The organism is Amycolatopsis sp. La24 (assembly GCF_029087445.1).
Classification (GTDB): Bacteria; Actinomycetota; Actinomycetes; order Mycobacteriales; family Pseudonocardiaceae; genus Amycolatopsis; species Amycolatopsis nivea.
On record NZ_JARACH010000052.1, the window covers coordinates 46722 to 64709 of the forward strand.

General features: G+C 69.7%; 16 protein-coding genes. 6 read left to right on the plus strand and 10 right to left on the minus strand.

Translation table 11 applies throughout. The annotated features are described in order from the left end of the window. Positions 1–20: 20 nt before the first annotated feature. The 6 genes from PUT80_RS34730 to fabG form a co-directional block, all read right to left on the minus strand. Positions 21–1115, minus strand: a complete 1095-nt coding sequence (locus tag PUT80_RS34730) for an acyl-CoA dehydrogenase family protein (RefSeq protein ID WP_275294666.1) — start codon at positions 1113–1115, stop codon at positions 21–23. Further along, complete coding sequence (locus tag PUT80_RS34735) at positions 1112–2290, minus strand: acyl-CoA dehydrogenase family protein (RefSeq protein ID WP_275294667.1); 1179 nt, start codon at positions 2288–2290, stop codon at positions 1112–1114. The genes PUT80_RS34730 and PUT80_RS34735 overlap by 4 nt, the downstream gene beginning before the upstream one ends. Further along, positions 2287–3510: an acyl-CoA dehydrogenase family protein gene (locus tag PUT80_RS34740; RefSeq protein ID WP_275294668.1), complete on the minus strand. Its 1224-nt coding sequence runs from the start codon at positions 3508–3510 to the stop codon at positions 2287–2289. The genes PUT80_RS34735 and PUT80_RS34740 overlap by 4 nt, the downstream gene beginning before the upstream one ends. Beyond that, positions 3510–4535, minus strand: coding sequence for a phosphotransferase family protein (locus PUT80_RS34745; protein ID WP_275294669.1), 1026 nt, complete (start codon positions 4533–4535; stop codon positions 3510–3512). Before PUT80_RS34745 ends, PUT80_RS34740 begins: the two co-directional genes overlap by 1 nt. A 127-nt stretch (positions 4536–4662) precedes the next feature. Then, positions 4663–5115, minus strand: coding sequence for a MaoC family dehydratase (locus PUT80_RS34750; protein WP_037814918.1), 453 nt, complete (start codon positions 5113–5115; stop codon positions 4663–4665). A 5-nt stretch (positions 5116–5120) separates the two neighbouring features. Beyond that, complete coding sequence (gene fabG, locus PUT80_RS34755) at positions 5121–5882, minus strand: 3-oxoacyl-ACP reductase FabG (RefSeq protein ID WP_275294681.1); 762 nt, start codon at positions 5880–5882, stop codon at positions 5121–5123. 134 nt (positions 5883–6016) lie between these two features. Between fabG and PUT80_RS34760 the strand changes: the two genes are divergently transcribed. From PUT80_RS34760 to PUT80_RS34770, 3 genes are all read left to right on the plus strand, one after another. Beyond that, on the plus strand, positions 6017–7195 hold the full coding sequence (locus PUT80_RS34760) for a sensor histidine kinase (protein WP_275294670.1): 1179 nt from the start codon (positions 6017–6019) through the stop codon (positions 7193–7195). A gap of 10 nt (positions 7196–7205) precedes the next feature. Continuing rightward, positions 7206–7868: a response regulator transcription factor gene (locus PUT80_RS34765; protein ID WP_043835809.1), complete on the plus strand. Its 663-nt coding sequence runs from the start codon at positions 7206–7208 to the stop codon at positions 7866–7868. 102 nt (positions 7869–7970) lie between these two features. Further along, a complete protein-coding gene (locus PUT80_RS34770; RefSeq protein ID WP_275294671.1) occupies positions 7971–9104 on the plus strand; it encodes a glycosyltransferase 87 family protein in 1134 nt (377 codons plus the stop codon). Here PUT80_RS34770 and PUT80_RS34775 read toward each other — a convergent pair. The 4 genes from PUT80_RS34775 to PUT80_RS34790 all read right to left on the minus strand — a co-directional run bounded on the left by PUT80_RS34775 (position 9040) and on the right by PUT80_RS34790 (position 11998). Beyond that, complete coding sequence (locus tag PUT80_RS34775) at positions 9040–9696, minus strand: DUF998 domain-containing protein (protein WP_275294672.1); 657 nt, start codon at positions 9694–9696, stop codon at positions 9040–9042. The genes PUT80_RS34770 and PUT80_RS34775 overlap by 65 nt on opposite strands. Positions 9697–9735: 39 nt before the next feature. Next, positions 9736–10815, minus strand: coding sequence for a DnaJ domain-containing protein (locus tag PUT80_RS34780; RefSeq protein ID WP_275294673.1), 1080 nt, complete (start codon positions 10813–10815; stop codon positions 9736–9738). Positions 10816–10916: 101 nt separating this feature from the next. Next, on the minus strand, positions 10917–11456 hold the full coding sequence (locus tag PUT80_RS34785) for a GNAT family N-acetyltransferase (protein ID WP_275294674.1): 540 nt from the start codon (positions 11454–11456) through the stop codon (positions 10917–10919). Next, on the minus strand, positions 11456–11998 hold the full coding sequence (locus tag PUT80_RS34790; RefSeq protein ID WP_275294675.1) for a GNAT family N-acetyltransferase: 543 nt from the start codon (positions 11996–11998) through the stop codon (positions 11456–11458). Before PUT80_RS34790 ends, PUT80_RS34785 begins: the two co-directional genes overlap by 1 nt. 282 nt (positions 11999–12280) lie before the next feature. Here PUT80_RS34790 and PUT80_RS34795 point away from each other — a divergent pair, with 282 nt between their 5' ends. The 3 genes from PUT80_RS34795 to PUT80_RS34805 are packed head-to-tail and all read left to right on the plus strand — an operon-like array spanning position 12281 to position 17477. After that, complete coding sequence (locus PUT80_RS34795; RefSeq protein ID WP_275294676.1) at positions 12281–13717, plus strand: APC family permease; 1437 nt, start codon at positions 12281–12283, stop codon at positions 13715–13717. After that, positions 13714–16593 carry a beta-mannosidase gene (locus tag PUT80_RS34800; RefSeq protein ID WP_275294677.1) on the plus strand — a complete coding sequence of 960 codons (2880 nt, stop codon included), beginning with the start codon at positions 13714–13716 and terminating at the stop codon, positions 16591–16593. The genes PUT80_RS34795 and PUT80_RS34800 overlap by 4 nt, the downstream gene beginning before the upstream one ends. Beyond that, a complete protein-coding gene (locus PUT80_RS34805; RefSeq protein WP_275294678.1) occupies positions 16590–17477 on the plus strand; it encodes an ROK family protein in 888 nt (295 codons plus the stop codon). The genes PUT80_RS34800 and PUT80_RS34805 overlap by 4 nt, the downstream gene beginning before the upstream one ends. Positions 17478–17988: the final 511 nt, after the last annotated feature.

Here is a 17988-nt window from a genome sequence, read left to right on the forward strand (position 1 = left end):
CCGGCCACCGACAAAAACCGTCAGGCGGGAAGATCCACCAGATCAGCCAGCCGGGCCCGATGGCGTCCGGGAGTACCGAAAGCGATCTGGTCGCTCTTGGCCCGCTTCAGATACAGATGCGCCGGATGTTCCCACGTCATCCCGATCCCGCCGTGCAGCTGGATCGCTTCCTCCGCCGCGTGCACCGCGATCGGCGACAGCCTGGCCTGCGCGACCGACACCGCGATCGGCACGTCGTTCCCCGTCGCCAGCGCATCCGCCGCGTACCGAGCCGCGGCCCGCGCGTTGACCAGTTCCGTGTACAGATTCGCCAACCGGTGCTTCAGCGACTGGAAACCCCCGACCGGACGGCCGAATTGGTACCGCCCCTTCAGGTACGTGACAGTCTCCGTCAACGCCCACTCGGTGATCCCGGTCTGCTCCGAAGCCAGCAGCCCAGCCGCAGTGGTCAGGGCGCTGTCCAAAGCCTCGGCAGCAGCGGAACCGGTGCAAATCGTCTGTGCGGCAACGGAATTGAGAGTCACATCGGCGACCCGGCGAGTCAGATCCAGCGACACGGCCTCGGTCACGGTCGCCGCGGAAGCGTCCACGGAGTAAAGGCCAGGGCCATCAGGGCCGACAGCCGGAACGATCAGCAGATCGGCGACCGAAGCATCGGCCACTGTGGACACCCGGCCGGACAAGGTTCCGTCGAGAAACGAAACAGCAGAAGCGAAAGCAGCACCCGGAGCGGTCGACAAAGGAACCGCCAGAGCGCCGATCACCGAGCCGGAAGCGAGCTGGGGGAGCAGGTCCGAACCCGCGGCCAGCAAGGCAGCCGTCGCGAGCACTGCACTGCCCAGGTACGGCACCGGCGCGACACTCCGGCCCAGTTCCTCCATCACGACCGCGACCTCGCGCGTCGAAGCGCCATGTCCGCCAAGGGATTCCGGCACCATCAGCCCGGCCGCACCGAGATCGGCGGCCAGCGTCTTCCACAGCGCCAGGTCGTACGGCGTGTCCGTTTCGACCCGCGCCAGCAGCGCCGTCGGCCCGGCCCGGTCGGTCAGCAGCGCGCGCACCGACGACCGCAGGTCCTCTTCCACATCCGAGTACAGCAGGTCCGGCGTGCTCATCGCGGCAGGTCCTTCCAGGCGACGTCCTTGTCCACCCGCGGCTCGGACGGCAGCCCCAGCACGCGTTCGGAGATGATGTTCCGCAGCACCTCCGAGGTACCGCCCTCGATCGAGTTTCCCTTGGCGCGCAAGTACCGGTACCCGGCGTCCCGGCCGAAGAAGTCGACCTGTTCCGGACGGCGCATCGTCCAGTCCTCGTAGCGCAGGCCCTCTTCGCCGAGCAGTTCCAGCTCCAAACCGGACAGCTGCTGGTTCAGCTCGGCGAACGCCACCTTCATCGCCGAACCTTCCGGACCCGGCGCGCCCACGGCGAGCTGCTGCCGCTGCCGCATCCCGGCCAGCCGCAGCGATTCCGCCTCGACCCAGTGCTGCACGAGCCGGTCCCGCAGTTCCGGCGTGCGCAGCTCCGGACGGTCCCGCCACGTCTTAGCGACCAGCCCGATCATGCCGCCCTCGCGCGGCATCGCGGTGCCGCCGATCGCGACGCGTTCGTTCATCAGCGTGGTCTGCGCGACCTTCCAGCCCTCGCCGACCGCGCCGATCCGCTGCGCGTCCGGGATCCGCACCTCAGTGAGGAAGACCTCGTTGAACTCCGCCTCGCCGGTGATCTGCCGCAGCGGCCGGACCTCGACGCCCGGTGCGGTCATATCGCACAGGAAGTACGTCATGCCCTGGTGTTTCGGCACGTCCGGGTCGGTGCGGGTGACGAGGATGGCCCACTGCGCGAGATGCGCGCTGGACGTCCACACCTTCTGCCCGGTCACGACCCAGTCGTCGCCGTCGCGGACCGCTCGCGTGGCCAGCGCGGCGAGGTCGGAGCCGGCGCCCGGTTCGCTGAACAGCTGGCACCAGACCTCCTCGCCGGTCCACAGTGGACGGAGGTAGCGCTCCTTCTGCTCCTCCGTGCCGAACGCGAGGATGGTCGGCGCGGCCATGCCGAGCCCGATGAGGATCCGGCGCGGGTTGTTGTCCGGCGCGCCGGCAGCGGCGAATGCGGCTTCGACCTCGCCCTGCAGCGCACGCGGAGCGCCCTGGCCGCCGAGTCCCTCGGGGAAGTGCACCCAGGCGAGCCCGGCGTCGAACCGGGCCCGCAGGAAGTCCACAGTGGACAAGGAAGCCGGATCGTGCGCGGCGAGGAACGTGTCGACCTGCGCCCGCAGCTCCTCGGCGGTCACTTGCCCGCCTCCGTCCGGTACTTCTTCAGCTCGCGCCGCGCCAGCGACCGCTTGTGCACCTCGTCCGGACCGTCGGCGAGCCGCAGCGTGCGCACCCCGGCCCAGATCTCCGCGAGCGGGAAGTCCTGCGAGACGCCGCCCGCGCCGTGCGCCTGGATCGCCTTGTCCAGGATCCATTCGACGGTCAGCGGGGTGGAGATCTTGATCGCCTGGATCTCGGTGTGCGCGCCCTGGTTGCCGACGGTGTCCATCAGCCACGCGGTCTTGAGCACCAGCAGCCGCTGCTGTTCGATCCGCACGCGCGCCTCGGCGATCCAGTCCTGCACGACGCCGGAATCGGCGATCGGACGTCCGAACGTCTCGCGCGACAGCGTGCGGCGGCACATCGCCTCCAGCGCGCGTTCCGCCATGCCGATCGCGCGCATGCAGTGGTGGATGCGGCCCGGCCCGAGGCGGGCCTGCGCGATGGCGAACCCGGAACCCTCGTCGGCGATCAGGTTCTCCGCGGGCACCCGCACGTCCTCGAACAGCACCTCGGCGTGCCCGCCGTGGTCGCCGTCGGTGTAGCCGAACACCTGCATGCCGCGCACGACGGTAAGCCCCGGCGTGTCGCGCGGGACCAGGATCATGCTCTGCTGCTGGTGCGCGGGCGCGTCCGGATCGGTCTTGCCCATCACGATGAAGATCTTGCAGTTCGGGTTCATCGCGCCGGTGATGTACCACTTGCGCCCGTTGATGACGTACTCGTCGCCCTCGCGCCGGATGCTGGTCGCGATGTTGCGCGCGTCCGAGGAGGCCACGTCGGGTTCGGTCATCGCGAACGCGGAGCGGATCTCCCCGGCCAGCAACGGTTCCAGCCACTGCTTCTTCTGCTGGTCGCTGCCGAACATGGTCAGCACTTCCATGTTCCCGGTGTCCGGCGCGGCGCAGTTGACCGCGGCGGGCGCGAGGTGCGGGCTGCGGCCGGTGATCTCGGCCAGCGGCGCGTACTGCAGGTTCGTCAGTCCCGCGCCGTGGTCGCCGGGCAGGAAGAAGTTCCACAGCCCGCGTTTGCGCGCCTCGGCCTTGAGCTCGTCGACGACCGGCGGCGGCGACCACGGGTCGGTGCGCGCGGCCAGCTGCTCGTGGAAAACAGCCTCGGCGGGGTAGACGTGCGAGTCCATGAATTCGAGCAGTTGCCCGCGCAGTTCCTCGGTGCGGGCGTCGAACGCGAAGTCCATCAGTTCTCCTTGCTGAGCGTCTTGGCGCCCTGCTCGATCAGGGGAGCGACGGCGGCGCCGATCTGGTCGAAGCCCTCGCCGACGGTTTTGCCTTGCTGGAAGCGGAAGTAGATGCCCTCGAGGATCACCGCGAGCTTGAAGAACGCGAAGCTCACGTACCAGTCCAGCGCCGACAGATCGCGGCCGGACCGCTGCGCGTAGCGGGCGATCGTCTCGTCGGTGCCCGGATAACCGGGCGCGCTGCTGGCGTTGGACACCATCGGCAGCGAGAGCTGGTCCCGCTGCGCGTAGGTGATCATCAGGCCGAGGTCGGTGAGCGGGTCGCCGAGCGTGGACATTTCCCAGTCCAGCACCGCGGTGATCCGGTCGTCGCCGTCGACGAGCACGTTGTCCAGCCGGTAGTCGCCGTGCACGATCGCGGGCGGGCCGGACGCCGGGATCGCCGCGGCGAGCCGGTCGTGCAGCCGGTCCGCGCCCGGCAGGTCGCGGCTGCGCGAACCGTCGAGCTGCTTCTTCCACCGGCGCAGCTGGCGTTCCAGAAAGCCTTCCGGACGGCCGAAATCGCCGAGCCCGACCGCTTCCGGATCGACCGCGTGCAGGTCGACGAGCGTGTCCACCAGCGAATCGGCGATCGCCCTCGTCCGCTCCGGGCCGAGCTGCTCCAGCTCCTCCGCGGTGCGGTACGGCGTGCCCTCGACGAACTGCATCACGTAGAACTGCGCGCCGAGCACGTCCGCGTCCTCGCACAGCAGAACGGTTTCCGGCACCGGCACCGGAGTTCCGGCGAGCCCGCTCATCACGCGGAACTCGCGGCGCATGTCGTGCGCGGTCGGCAGCACGTGGCCGAGCGGCGGACGGCGCACGACCCAGCGCTGCGTGCCGTCGGAGACGAGATAGGTGAGATTGGACCGCCCGCCCTGCACCACTTCCGCGGTGAGGGCTCCGGAGACGAGCCCGGGCCGCTCGCGGTCGAGATGGGCGCGCAGCCTCGCCAGATCGAGGCCGGGCGGGTCGGTTTCGGTCATCGGAAGGACTCCAGTTCGTGCGGGGTCGGCGGTCGCCCCAATGCCACATTGGGTGCGTGGGACGCACCGAATGCCACATTGGGTGCGTCAGATGCACCCAATGCCGCATTGGGGCGCGGGCGGGGGCTCAGAGGATGAGCCGGGAAACCATCTCGGCGACGCAGGCGGGTTTGTCCTCGCCCTCGATTTCGACGGTCCAGCGCACCACGGCCTGCTTGCCGCCGGGCACGTCGGTCAGCTCGACCAGCTCGGCGGTCCCGCGCACCCGCGAGCCCACCTTCACCGGCTGTGGGAACCGCACCTTGTTGAGGCCGTAGTTGATGCCCATTTTCAGGCCCTCGACCCGGTAGATCTCCGGCAGGAACGCCGGGATCAGCGACAGCGTGAGGAACCCGTGCGCGATCGTCGTGCCGAACGGGCCGGCAGCGGCCTTCTCGGCGTCGAGGTGGATCCACTGGTGGTCGCCGGTGGCGTCGGCGAACAGCTGCACCTGCTCCTGGGAGACGGTGTGCCATTCGCTCGTGCCCAAGGGCCCGCCCACTGCTTCGGCGAGTTCGGCGACATCGGAGAACACGCGCATCGGGATCAGTCCTTTGGTCCGCCGGCGACGTAGATGACCTGGCCGGACACGAAGCCCGCGCCTTCGCTGACCAGGAACGACGCGACGTTCGCGATGTCCTCGGGCGTGCCGACGCGCTGCACCGGGATCTGCGAGGCGGCCGCGGCCTTGAAGTCCTCGAAGCTCATGCCGACGCGCTCGGCGGTCGCCGCGGTCATGTCGGTGGCGATGAACCCGGGCGCGATCGCGTTGGCGGTGACGCCGAACTTGCCCAGTTCGATCGCCAGCGTCTTGGTGAAGCCCTGCATGCCTGCCTTGGCCGCGGAGTAGTTGACCTGCCCGCGGTTGCCCAGCGCCGAGGTGCTGGACAGGTTGACGATCCGGCCCCACTTCTCCTGCGTCTGGTACTTCTGCACGGCGCGGGTCATCAGGAACGAGCCGCGCAGGTGCACGTTGAGCACCGAGTCCCAGTCCTGGTCGGTCATCTTGAACAGCAGGTTGTCGCGGGTGATGCCGGCGTTGTTGATCAGCACGGTCGGCGCGCCGAGCTCCTCGGCCACGCGGGTCACCGCGGCCTCGACCTGCTCGGCGTCGCTGACGTCCAGCGCGACGCCGACCGCTCGGCCGCCGTCGGCGACGATCGCCTTGGCGCCCTGCTTGACCCCGGCCTCGTCGAGGTCCAGCAGGCCGACGGCGAACCCGTCGGAGGCGAGGCGGCGGGCGACGGCGGCGCCGATGCCACGGCCTGCGCCGGTCACGATGGCCACACGGGAAGCGGTCACGGGGATCTCCTCATCGTCGAGAAAGCGGTTCGGCAGCGGCGCTAAGCGTACGCTTAGTACGAGAATTTCGCGAGACCTCGGAAGGGCGGTTCGCCGCGTGCGGCCGGAATTGTCGGTCCGGGCCGGTAGGGTCGCCGCCGATGAAGATCACGAGCGCGCCCTTCGTCGCGGCGGGACGCGCGCTGGGAGAAGCGGTAGCCGGCGGCGGCGGTCCGGTTGTCGCGCCCGGCCGGACGCACCAGGCGCTCACCGGGCTCGCGGCGCTCGTCGCCGGGGTGCTCGCGTTCTTTCCGGCCGACCGCGCGACCGAGGGCGCGCGGGTGCTGGCGGCCGCGCTGACCCTGTTCGCGGTCGGCCTCACCCTGGTGCGTCCGCTGTGGTCCTGGCGGGTGCTGATCGTCCTCGTGGGCTGCGCGGACCAGCTGTACGGGATCCACGCCCGATTCGGCTGGCCGTGGACCGAGGGGTTCGCGCTGGCGGCGATCCCCGTGTTCGCCGCGGTCGGCCGCAACCACCGGCCGGGCGTGCTGGCGTGGGTCTGGCTGATCTCCACCGGGGTCAGCGCCCTGCTGGCGAACGTGCGCGGCGAGCTGGTCGTGATCTCCGTGCTGCTCGCGGTGCCGCTGGCGTTCGGCTGGCTGGTTTCGCGGCTGCGCGGCGCCGAACGCGACCTGGAAGCGGAGTCCACCCGCCGCGCGGTGCTGGAGGAACGCGCCCGGATCGCCCGCGAGCTGCACGACGTGGTCGCGCACCACATGTCGGTGCTGGCCATGCGCGCGGATTCGGCGCGTTACCGGTTCCCCAGCCTCGACGACGGGCTGCGCGAGGAGTTCCAGTCGATCCAGGACACCGCCCGCAACGGGATGACCGAAATGCGCCGGCTGCTCGGCCTGCTGCGGGCCGGGCAGGCCGGTCAGGAGACCGAGCCTCAGCCCGGAGCCGAGCAGATCGAACAGCTGGTGGAACGAGTCCGCGCGGCGGGCACCGACGTGCGGTTCGAGCTGCGCGGCGATTACCGCGGTCTGCCCGAGGGCGTCGGATTGTCCGCGTACCGGATCGTCCAGGAAGGGCTCAGCAACGCGGTGCGGCACGCGCCCGGCGCACCGGTCGAGGTGTTCGTGCACGTCGGACCAGGTGAGCTGCGGCTCGTCGTGCAGGACACCGGTGCCGTCGCGCGCGCTCCCGAGGACACCGCGGGGCGGGCGAAACACGGGCTGCTCGGGATGCGGGAACGCGCGGCGGCGCTCGGCGGTACGTTCTCGGCGGAGCGAAGGGACGGCGGCGGATTCGCCGTCGTCGTGACCGTTCCGCTGGACTAGGGGGACAGCCATGGCGGTGACGGTGGTGATCGCCGACGACCAGACCATGGTCCGGCAGAGCTTTCGCGCGGTGCTGGCCGCGCAGCCGGACATCGAGGTGGTCGGCGAAGCGGCCACCGGGACCGAGGCGGTGGCCGCGTGCCGCGCGCTGCGCCCGGACCTGGTGCTGATGGACATCCGGATGCCGGACCTCGACGGGCTCGCCGCCACCCGGCTCATCCTCGGCGACGGCGAGGACGCCGGGCCACGAGTGCTCGTGCTAACCACGTTCGACGCGGACGAATACGTCTACGGCGCGCTCAGCGCCGGTGCCAGCGGGTTCCTGCTGAAGGACTCCCCGCTGGACGATCTGGTCGTCGCGGTCCGGATGGTGGCGGCGGGCAACGCGCTGTTCGCGCCCGCGGTGACCCGCCGCGTGATCGAAGGGTTCGCCGGGACGCGGCGGCCGACCCAGGACGTCGGCAGGCTGTCCGAGCTGACCGCGCGCGAACTCGAGGTGCTGCGCCTGATCGCGCGCGGACTGTCCAACGCGGACATCGCCGCGCAGCTGGTGATCGCGGAACAGACCGCCAAGACGCACGTCAGCCGGGTGCTGGGCAAGCTCGGGGTCCGCGACCGCGCACAAGCCGTGGTCATGGCTTACGAGGCGAAGTTCGTGGTGCCGGGACAGTGATACGCCGGTAGCACTCGCGCGCGGGCACGCTACCGGGGGAGCAGCCGAAGACAGCTCCGCGGACCGACGCTTCCGGGGCACTCGTCTCCCTAGCTTTCCCTTGTGCGCCAAGAGAAAAACATTGTCGTCGTGGTGATCGCCGCGTTGGCCGGGCTCGCCGTCTTCCGCTGGCTCGGCGGAGCACCGCTCGGGGTGGACAGCGCGGTGTACCGCGCCGGTGCGCTGGCCGTGCTGCGCGGACAGCCGCTTTACGAGCCCCTGCTCGCGCTCGACCCGAAGTCCGCGCTGGAACTGCCTTTCACGTACCCGCCGAGCGCGGCGTTGCTGTTCCTGCCGCTGGCCGCGCTCCCGGCGCACTTCGCGTGGCTGCTGATCGCGGTCGGCTCGGTGCTCGCGCTGTGGTCGGTGTCGCGCCGGTTCGCCCGTGAACGGCCGCTGCTGGCGCTCTGTCTCCTGCCCGTGCTGGAACCCGTGTGGCGGATGATTTCGCTGGGCCAGATCAACGGCGTCTTGATGGCCATGGTCGTGCTGGACGCGCTGCCGGTCCGCAACCGCAAGTCCGGCGGAATGCTGATCGGACTGGCCGCGGCGGTGAAGCTGACCCCGCTGATCTTCGTCCCGTACCTGCTCCTGACCGGCCGCCGCGCCGACGCGTGGCGCGCGCTGGCGACCTTCCTCGGGGTGAGCGCCGCCGGAGCGCTGCTCCTGCCAGGGGATTCGATCCGGTACTGGACCTCGGCCATGCTGGACAACCGCAACGCCGGAACCCTCGACTGGGTCCTCGACCAGTCCCTGCACGGCATGTTCGCGAGATTCGGCGCGACCTCGCTCGGCTGGTACGCGGCGTCGGCCGCAGTGTGCCTGCTGGCGGGCGCGCTGCTGGTCCGCGAGTTCCATCGGCGCGGCGACCCGCGAGCCGCGCTGCTCGTGACGGCGGGCTGCGGGCTGCTGGTGAGCCCGCTTTCCTGGACGCACCACTGGATTTGGGCGGTGCCGCTGGTCGGTTTTCTGTCGGGCAAACGGGCTGGGCTGATCTGCGCCGGAGCGGTTTTCAGCGGGATCGCGCTGGCTGTGGTTCCCGAAGGCGGGCACCGGGAGCTGTCCTGGAACCCGGTCGAGATGGTGCTGGGCAACGCCTATGTGCTGAGCGCGTTGGCTGTCGGCGCGGTCCTCAGCGTCCGGCTGCTGACGCGGCGCTCGGGGCGGCTAGCGCCGCCAGCGCGACAAGTTCGGTGAGCGCCATCCCGCGTTCGACGAGGCCGAGCGGGATGAGCAGCCACCAGCGCTGGTCGGTCAGGGCGGCGACGGCGACCGCGCCGAGGATCACCGCGAACCAGGCGAGCGACGCGACGGCGAGCGCGCGGGCGAGGAACCGGCGGCGCGGCGAGTCCGGAAAAGCTGCGTGCGCCGAGACGAGCACCGCGAGCGGAAGGCAGACGAAGGCGACGACGCTGGCGATCCGGTGCAGCGTGCCGCCCGCGCCGGTCGCGGCCGCGTTGGTCCAGTCGGTCTTCGGGAACGCGACGATCACCAGGAGTCCGGCTGTCCAGAACGCTCCGAGCACAGCCGCGAGGACCGGCAGCCGTCCTTGCAGCCGCAGCACGGCGAACGCGATCGCCGAACCGGCCGCGACCAGCACGATTGCCAGGTCGAACACCCATTTGTGGTCCGATAGCCCGTACTCGCTGATGGTCCGCCAGGTCGCGCTGATCTCGTCGGTCGGCGGCACCAGTTGCAACAGCAGCATCAGCACGGCGCCGAGAGCCAGCGCGGCGATCCCGGCCAGCGCGAGCAGGACGGGACGGCGGTCGGCGTGCACGGTTGTCATGCACTCACAGTCACACATGCCGGATATGTCCCGGGTGAATCAGGCCGCCCGGCCGGATCCGGTGACCTGCGCGCGCACCGTGCGCAGCGCGTTGTGGTCCACAGTGGACGGTTCGGCGGACAGCCAGCCGCCGATCTCGTGCAGGAACTGCTCCGGCGTCATCGGCGGACCGGGCTCGCCGTCCGGTTCGGCGGTGGTGACCTCGCCGTCGCGGCTCGGGTACACGATCATCGCGCCGCGCAGCGCGACGCCGGGCAGCAGTTCGCGGTAGCGCTCCAGGCTTTCTTCCAGCTGGCTGCCGCCGCCTCGGAACGGGCGCCCGTTGCGCAGCAGCCGTCCGTCCTCGGCGGTTTCGTAGTGCCCGGGCAGCCAGAGCTTCGATTCGACCAGCACCAGGCGTTTCCCGCAGAGCACCGCGTGGTCGACGTCGGCGAACACCGAACCGGGCCACGCGAGACCGTGGAAGATGCGCGCGCCGGGCAGCCGGGTCAGATAGCGCTCCAGCAGGTCGGCGGTGAGCCGTTCGGCCAGCTCGTCGGCCTCGGCGCCGGGGACGCCGAACACCGCGCTGCCGCCGAATTCCTCCGCGAACTCGTGCCGGGCGCGGCGCGCGGACAGGAAACCGCGGGCGAGCCGGTGCACGAGCAGCGCGGTGCCCGCGGTGAGCGCGAGCCAGACGATCAGCACCGGCGGCGTGAAGTCGATCCCGGCGAGCAGCGGCAACAGCACCAGCACCGTGCCGGCAATGGCCGCGACGACCGGCGTGTGCCCCGGCCCGCGCCGCCGCCCGTGCCGCATCCGCGGGTCGGCCGCGGCGAACGACCACCACTCCAGGGTTTCCGGATCGATCTCCGGCGCCTCCGGGCGGTAGCCGGGCTGCTCGCCGAACCGCCGCCGCGGCCGCGGTTTGGGCACCGAGGCGGCCGGGACGCCGGCGTCGTAGCGGGCGCGTTCGCTGGGGTCGGCGAGGGTGTCGTAGGCCTCGCGCAACAGCTGGAAGGTGCCGACCGTGCCGCCCGCGTCCGGGTGCAGCGTCTTGGCCAGCCTGCGGTAGGCGGCCTTGATCTCCGTGGGGGACGCGGTTTTCCCCACGCCGAGTACCGCGTAGTAGTCGGGCACGGTTCGGGTTCCACCTCCGGACGGCTGCTGCGCAACGATATGGGGTCGCCGGGGCGGCGTGCCATCCGCCTCCGCGGCGCGCCGGGGTGAACGTGTTTCCGCTAGGGGCGGGCCAGCCACTCGTCGCGGGTGAGCGCGTACTCGACGGCGTGCCGGTCGTCGCCTGGCGCGAAGTAGTCGGGATCGTCGGAGACGAAGTCGCGGATGTGGCGGAGCCCGATCGACGCCATGGTCGCCAGGGAGGCCTTGTTGCCCGCCGCGGTCCCGGCGAAGATCCGGTCCAGGCCGACCTCGCGGAAGCCGTACCGGAGCAGTTCGAGCGAGCCTTCCTTGGCGAGTCCTTTGCGCCAGTGCTTGCGGAGCAGCCGGTATCCCAATTCGGCGTCTTTCGGTGCTTCGGCGGGGCGTAAGGCCCAGTAACCGGCGAACTCGGCTTCGAGGAACCCGGCCCAGCAACCGAGCCCCGGACGGGTGCCCGGGAGCAGTCTCCGAAGGGCTTCGGCCGACTGCTCCCGGGTCCGCACGCCGCCCAGGTAACGCATGACTTCCGGGTCGGCGGACATCTCGACCTCGTGCTCGAGATGTCCGGCGGACAACGGGACCAGCCGGAGGCGTTCGGTGCGCAGGACCGGTTGGGACATCAGGCGAACTCGCTAGCCAGCCACTCTTCGCGGCCGACGGCGTACTCGACCGCGTGCCGGTCCTCGCCCGGCGCGAAGTACTTCGGGTCGCCGATGAAGTCGCGGAGGTGCCGGAGCCCGATCGAGGCCATCGTCGCCTGGGAGGCTTTGTTGAGCACCGCTGTCCGGGCATAGATCCGGTCGAGCCCGACGTCTCGGAACCCGTGCCGGAGCATCTCAAGCGCCCCTTCCTTGCCGAGTCCCTTGCGCCAGTACCCGCGAAGCATTCGGTATCCCAATTCGGCCTCTCCCGCGGTTTCACCGGGACGCAGCGACCAGAAACCGGCGAAAGCGGCGTCGACGAAGCCGGTCCAGCAACCGATCCCGCCTTCGGCGTACGCGAGGGTTCGCCGGAGCTCGTCCGCTGACTGCTCCGGGGTCTGCACGCCGGCCAGAAAGCGCATCACCTCGGGATCGGCGGAGAGTTCGACCAGGTGCTCGAGATGTCCGGCGGACAACGGGACCAGGCGGAGGCGTTCGGTGTGCAAGATCGGTTGGGACATCAGGCGAACGCTCCCGGGTCGGCGGACGGCGGAAGCAGTCTGGCAGTCGCGCGGTCCGCCCGTCAGCCGGTTTTCCGCTCGCTCGGCACGGCTCCCGGTCAGCGGCGCCATCCCGCCGGAGCGCCCGCCCGCGTCGCGAGGAGCCCTGCCCGCGGGACCCGCGCCCCACCGTCCCCTTCTCCCACTCCCGCACCGGTTTCGGCAACTTTCCGGACGCAGCTCTTCCGCACCCTGTTCATCTTATGTTAAGAAGCTTTACTAACTATTGGATGGAGGCACGACGTGAGCTCACCCACCCGCCCGGGGGACTCCGCGACCCTTCCGGGGAACGGTCTCGAACGCCGGATCGGGCCGCTGCAGGCGACCGCGATCAACATGACGCAGATGTGCGGGATCGGCCCGTTCGTCACGATCCCCGCGATGGTCGCGACCATGGGCGGCCCGCAGGCGATGTTCGGCTGGATCATCGGCGCGATCATCGCGCTCGCCGACGGGCTGGTGTGGGCCGAACTGGGCGCCGCGCTGCCCGGGGCCGGCGGCACCTACATCTACCTGCGCGAAGCGTTCCAGTACCGCACCGGCAGGCTGATGCCGTTCCTCTTCGCCTGGAGCGCGGTGCTGTTCATCCCGCTCATCATGTCCACCGGCATCATCGGGCTGGTCCAGTACCTGGGCTACCTGGTGCCGGGCGTGACCGACGCGGGCGGCGTCACCCCGCTGGGCAAGGTCATCGGCATCGGCCTCGTCGTGCTGATCGTGCTCGCGCTGTTCCGCCGGATCGGCCAGATCAGCAAGCTCACCACCGCGCTGTTCCTGATCATGCTGTTCGCCGTCTTCGCGGTGATCATCGCGGCCTTCTCGCACTTCGACGCGCACCAGGCGTTCGACTTCACCCCGGGCGCCTTCGGCTCGGGCGGCGCGTTCTGGTCCGGTCTCGGCGCGGGCCTCGTCATCGCCGTCTACGACTACCTCGGCTACAACACGAGCGCCTACCTCGGCGGCGAGGTCCGCAACCCAGGCCGCACGCTCCCGCGGTCGATCATCTTCTCCATCCTCGGCATCATGACGCTCTACTTCCTGCTGCAAGTGGGCGTTCTCGGCTCGCAGCCGCTGGAGTCGATCAAGAACGCGACGTCGGTGGCGTCGTCGGTGCTGGAGCAGGCATGGGGTTCGGTGACCGCGAAGATCGTCACCGTCTTCATCGTGATCGCCGCGGTCGGTTCGGTGTTCGCCGGGCTGCTCGGCGGGTCGCGGGTGCCGTTCGAAGCCGCGCGCGACAAGGTGTTCCTGCCGGTGTTCGGCAAACTGCACCCGAAGCTGAACCTCCCGACCGCGGGCGTGCTCGCGATGGGCGTGATCACCGCGATCGGGTCGCTGTTCACCTTGACTGACGTGATCAACGCGGCGGTTACGGTGCTGGTGATCATCCAGTCTCTGGCGCAGGTCGCGGCGATCGTCGTGCTGCGCCGCCGCCAGCCGCACCTCATGCGGCCTTACCGGCAGGTGCTGTATCCGGTGCCGACGATCATCGCGCTCGTCGGGTGGGTTTACGTCTACGTGTCGGCCAGCTGGCTTTCGATCTGGCTTTCGGTCGCCTGGATCGTCCTCGGAGTCCTCGCCTTCCTGATCTACGCCTCGAAGGAAAAGGTGTGGCCGTTCGGCCCCAAGGAAATCCGCGAGGCGTTCGCGTCCCAACCGGCGGCGGGGGTGGAGTCGTGAGGAAGCCGCTGATCGCCGGGATCACCGCGCTCGTCCTCGTCCCCGGCGTGGTGACCGCCGGGTCGAGTACCGCTTCCGCGCAGCAGCCGGAAACGGCGGTGGCGTCCCGTCCGCAGGGGCAGTCGACGATCGGCCTCGGCGGCTGGCAGGTACTGACGACCGCGCAGGTCAAGGACGGCGGCACGGCGGTGTCGAGGCCTGGCTACCCGACGCACGGCTGGTTGAAGGTGAAGCCGGACGACGCGGGCGCACCGGGCACCGAGATCAACGCGTTGGTGCAGAACGGCAAATGCCCGAACGTGTTCTACTCGGACAACATGCGCAAATGCTTCGGCTACCAGGCGAAGCGCGGACCGGTCACCACGAAGCAGTTCAAGGACCCGTGGTGGTTCCGCACCGATTTCAACCCCGGTTTCCGGCCGGGCAAGAACGCGAAGCTGACCATCCCCGGCGTCGTCGGCGAGGGCGACGTGTGGCTGAACGGCACGCTCGTCGCGGGCAAGGACGTGGTGAGCGGCGCGTACGCGGGCCACACCTTCGACGTCACGAAGCTGCTGCGGCCGGGCAGGAACACGCTCGCGGTCAAGATGTACCCGAACGACCCGAATTCGATGTACACGCTAGACCAGGCCGACTGGGCGCAGATCGTGCCGGACAACAACACCGGCCTGCAGTTCCCGCCCACGTTGCAGCTGTCGGACGCGCTGAGCGGCGACAACGCGCACGTCGTGCAGGACAACGCGGCGGATCTGTCGACGTCTTCGCTGACCGCGAAGGTCGACGTGACCAACAACGCGGACACGCCGCAGACCGGCGAGGTCGCCGCGATCGTCACGCCGCCGGGGCACGGGCGGCCGATCGTGGTGCGGCAGAACGTCACGATTCCCGCGCACGCCAAGCAAACCGTGACGTTCACGCCGGCGAAATTCCCGCAGTTGAAGATCGTGAAGCCGCAAGTGTGGTGGCCGTACTCGATGGGTGCACAGCCGTTGTACACCTTGGGTACGACAGTTTCGCAGGGCGGCGTGGTGTCGACGTCGTCATCGGAGACGTTCGGGATCCGGACGGTGACGTCGAAGCTGATCGGCAAGTCCCCGGCGCTGCCGGACGGCGCGCGGAAGTTCGCGGTCAACGGCCGCGACTTCGTGTTCCGCGGCGGCGGTTTCGCGCCGGACCTGTTCCTGCGCTACGACAAGGCCGACATCGCGCACCAGCTCGCGCTGATCAAGAACATGGGCCTGTCCGGCGTCCGGCTCGAGGGCCACGACATGCCCGCGGACTTCTACGAGCAGGCCGACCGCGCCGGACTGCTGGTGCTCGGCGGATTCCTCTGCTGCGACGCCTGGCAGCCGGAGCATCCGGAGAAACTGACCGATCGCGACTACCGGATCATGCACGATTCCGCGTATTCGATCGCGCAGGCCGAACGCAGCCACCCCAGCGTGATCACCTACGGCTGGAGCGACAACGAGCCGATCCCGCGGCAGGAAACCGAGACGCTGAGCGCGTTCAAGGCAGCCGACTGGGACGTGCCGGTGATCGCGTCGGCGGAGTACAAGAGCACCAAGACGCTCGGCCCGTCGGGGGAGAAGGAAGGCCCGTACGACTGGGTCCCGCCGACCTATTGGTACGACTCGTCGACCTTCGACAAGACCGACCCGAGCCGCACGAACGCGGGCGGCGCCTGGGGTTTCGCGAGCGAGCAGAGCGCCGGGCACACCGTGCCGACGCTGGATTCGCTGCGGCGGTTCCTGTCGCCGGAGGAGCAGGCGAAGCTGTGGCAGGACCCGGCGTACAACCAGTACCACGCGAATTACGAATCCGGGCACGGCGGCTACAAGTTCGGCACGCTGTACACCCTGGACGAGTCGATCGCGCACCGGTACGGGAAATGGGATTCGCTGGAGTCCTATGTGGAATCCGCGCAGATCGCGAACTACGAGAACACCCGCTCCCAGTTCGAGGCGTTCCTCGCGCACGCCAACGACAAGAAGAACCCGTCGACCGGCGTGGTGTACTGGCAGCTGAACAAGGGCTGGCCGACCCTGCTGTGGTCCCTGTACAACAACGACGGCGACCAGCCGGGCGCGTATTTCGGCGCGCAGAAGGCGAACAAGCCGCTGCACGCGCTCTACACCTATGACACCGGCACGGTCGCGCTGTCCAACTTGGGCGCCGCGCGGCAGAACGGGATTTCGGTCCAGGCCAAGGTGTACGACATCGCGGGCAAGGTCCTCGACGACCAGACCGCTCCGGCGGTTTCGCTGGACAGCCAGGGCGTCGCGACCGGGTTGCTGAAGCCGAAGGTCCCGGCGGAGACGAAGGCTCCCGCGAAGGCGCAGGTGTACTTCGTGGAACTGCAGGTGCGCCAGGGCGGGAAGGTCGTGGACCGGAACGTCTACTGGATGTCGACGCAGAAGGACGTCGTGGACTGGGAGAAGACGCTGCAGAACCCGCAGGCGACGATGAGCCAGTACAGCGACCTCACCGCGCTGCGCGACCTGCCGAAGTCGCAGGTCAACGTGACCGCCTCGACGCGCCCGTCGCGGGGGCCGGACGGCACGGACACCGCGACCACGGTCACGATCGCCAACACGTCGAAGACCTCCGCGGTCAGCTTCTTCCTGCGCGCGGACTTGCGCCGTGCCACGGACGGGTCTCAGCTGCCAGCCGCGACCTGGGACGACAACGACATCACGTTGTGGCCGGGCCAGTCGCAGACGCTGACCGTCCGCTACCGGGCCGCCGACCTCCACGGCGCGGCCCCGACCGTCAGCGTCGACGGGTTCAACACCGGCAGGGTCGTGGTGCCCGCCGGTCCGCACCGGGACGGCCAGGAGGCTGTCCCGCCGGTCATCGAGGGGACCCGCGAGTGACATCGGAAGACCTGATCCTGGGCATCGACTTCGGCGGCACGAAAGTGGCGCTGGGTCTGTCCGACCGGACCGGCGCCCTGCTGGCCACGCGCCGCCTGGACACCGATGCCGAAGCAGGCGCCGAACAGGTGGTCACGCGAGCTTTGGCCGCCGCCGCCGAACTGGTCGCCGGCGCCCCGCTGACCGCGATCGGCGTGGTCAGTCCCGGAATCGTGCTGCCGGACCGGATCCTGCTGGCCCCGAACGTGCCCGGCTGGGAAGAACTCCACCTGGCCGACCTGGTGTCGGCAGCCTTCCCCGACGTTCCGATCGCAGTCGGCACCGACGCCAAAGCCGCGGCGCTGGCGGAATGGACCTGGGGCACGCTGAAGGGAGCCGACCCCGCGGTTTTCCTTTCCCTGGGCACCGGAATCGCCGCCGCGGTCCTCGTCGGAGGCCACCTGCTGACCGGCGCGAACGGGGCGGCCGGGGAGATCGGGTACAACCTGCGCACCCCCCAAGACGCCGACGGATTCGCCAGCGGAGCGGCGCCGCTGGAAGAAGCCGTCGGAGGCCGGTGGCTGGGCACGCGGGCAACCGCGCTGCTCGGCCGCCCGGTCACGGCGGGGGAGCTGTTCGCGCTGGCGCGGGAAAATACGGAGGCCAAGGAACTGGTCGCTTCGGCGCTGGACGAGCTCTCCATGCACGTCGCCAACCTGGCCATCGCCTTCGACCCCGCCCGGATCGCAGTGGGCGGCGGGTTGGTCCGGTCGGCTGATGTACTGCTACCCGCCCTACGAGAACGCCTGACGGCAGCGGTGCCGTTCCCGCCGGAACTGGTGCCCGCGCGGTTCGATCAGGACGCTTCACTGCTGGGCGCGGTGGCTTTGGCGCTGCGAGAGTGAGACTTCCGTGACCGGCGGGGTTGGGCTGACGCTTCGCCGGTCACGGGTACCAAATCGGTCGGCTTGTTCGCCGGTTGTGGTGGGTTGTTTGTTAGTCGCTTTGGGCTGGCTGGATTTGGCAGCGTTGTTTGCCAGCTGTGGCGGGCTAGCAGCTGTTTGTTAGACGCGTTGGGCCTGGTTGGAGTGGCTAGCTGCTTTTGCCTGCACTGTTCGGCAGCTGCGTTCGCCAGCCGTGGCGGGCTGACGGCTGTTCGTTAGGCGCGTTGAGCTGGCTGGGTTTGCCAGCTGTGCTCACCAGCCGCGGCCGCCAGGGCAGTGGGCTCGGAGCCGTTCGCTCGCCCGTGCTGGGCTGGCTGTGTTTGCCTACGGCGTTTGGCGGCATTGGGGTCTGCCCAGGGTCTGGTTGACACCTCACCTGTGAGGCTTCGGCCTCGCCTGGAAGGATGTCATCGTGCCCAAGCCCTATCCCCGCGAGTTCCGTGACGACGTGGTCGCCGTGGCCCGTCGCGGC

Excerpts from the sequence above, each read along its gene's own strand:
- PUT80_RS34730 (WP_275294666.1), bottom strand. The coding sequence starts at position 1,115 with ATGAGCACGCCGGACCTGCTGTACTCGGATGTGGAAGAGGACCTGCGG.
- PUT80_RS34740 (WP_275294668.1), bottom strand. The coding sequence starts at position 3,510 with ATGGACTTCGCGTTCGACGCCCGCACCGAGGAACTGCGCGGGCAACTG.
- PUT80_RS34745 (WP_275294669.1), bottom strand. The coding sequence starts at position 4,535 with ATGACCGAAACCGACCCGCCCGGCCTCGATCTGGCGAGGCTGCGCGCC.
- PUT80_RS34750 (WP_037814918.1), bottom strand. The coding sequence starts at position 5,115 with ATGCGCGTGTTCTCCGATGTCGCCGAACTCGCCGAAGCAGTGGGCGGG.
- PUT80_RS34760 (WP_275294670.1), top strand. The coding sequence starts at position 6,017 with ATGAAGATCACGAGCGCGCCCTTCGTCGCGGCGGGACGCGCGCTGGGA.
- PUT80_RS34765 (WP_043835809.1), top strand. The coding sequence starts at position 7,206 with ATGGCGGTGACGGTGGTGATCGCCGACGACCAGACCATGGTCCGGCAG.
- PUT80_RS34775 (WP_275294672.1), bottom strand. The coding sequence starts at position 9,696 with ATGACAACCGTGCACGCCGACCGCCGTCCCGTCCTGCTCGCGCTGGCC.
- PUT80_RS34785 (WP_275294674.1), bottom strand. The coding sequence starts at position 11,456 with ATGTCCCAACCGGTCCTGCGCACCGAACGCCTCCGGCTGGTCCCGTTG.
- PUT80_RS34790 (WP_275294675.1), bottom strand. The coding sequence starts at position 11,998 with ATGTCCCAACCGATCTTGCACACCGAACGCCTCCGCCTGGTCCCGTTG.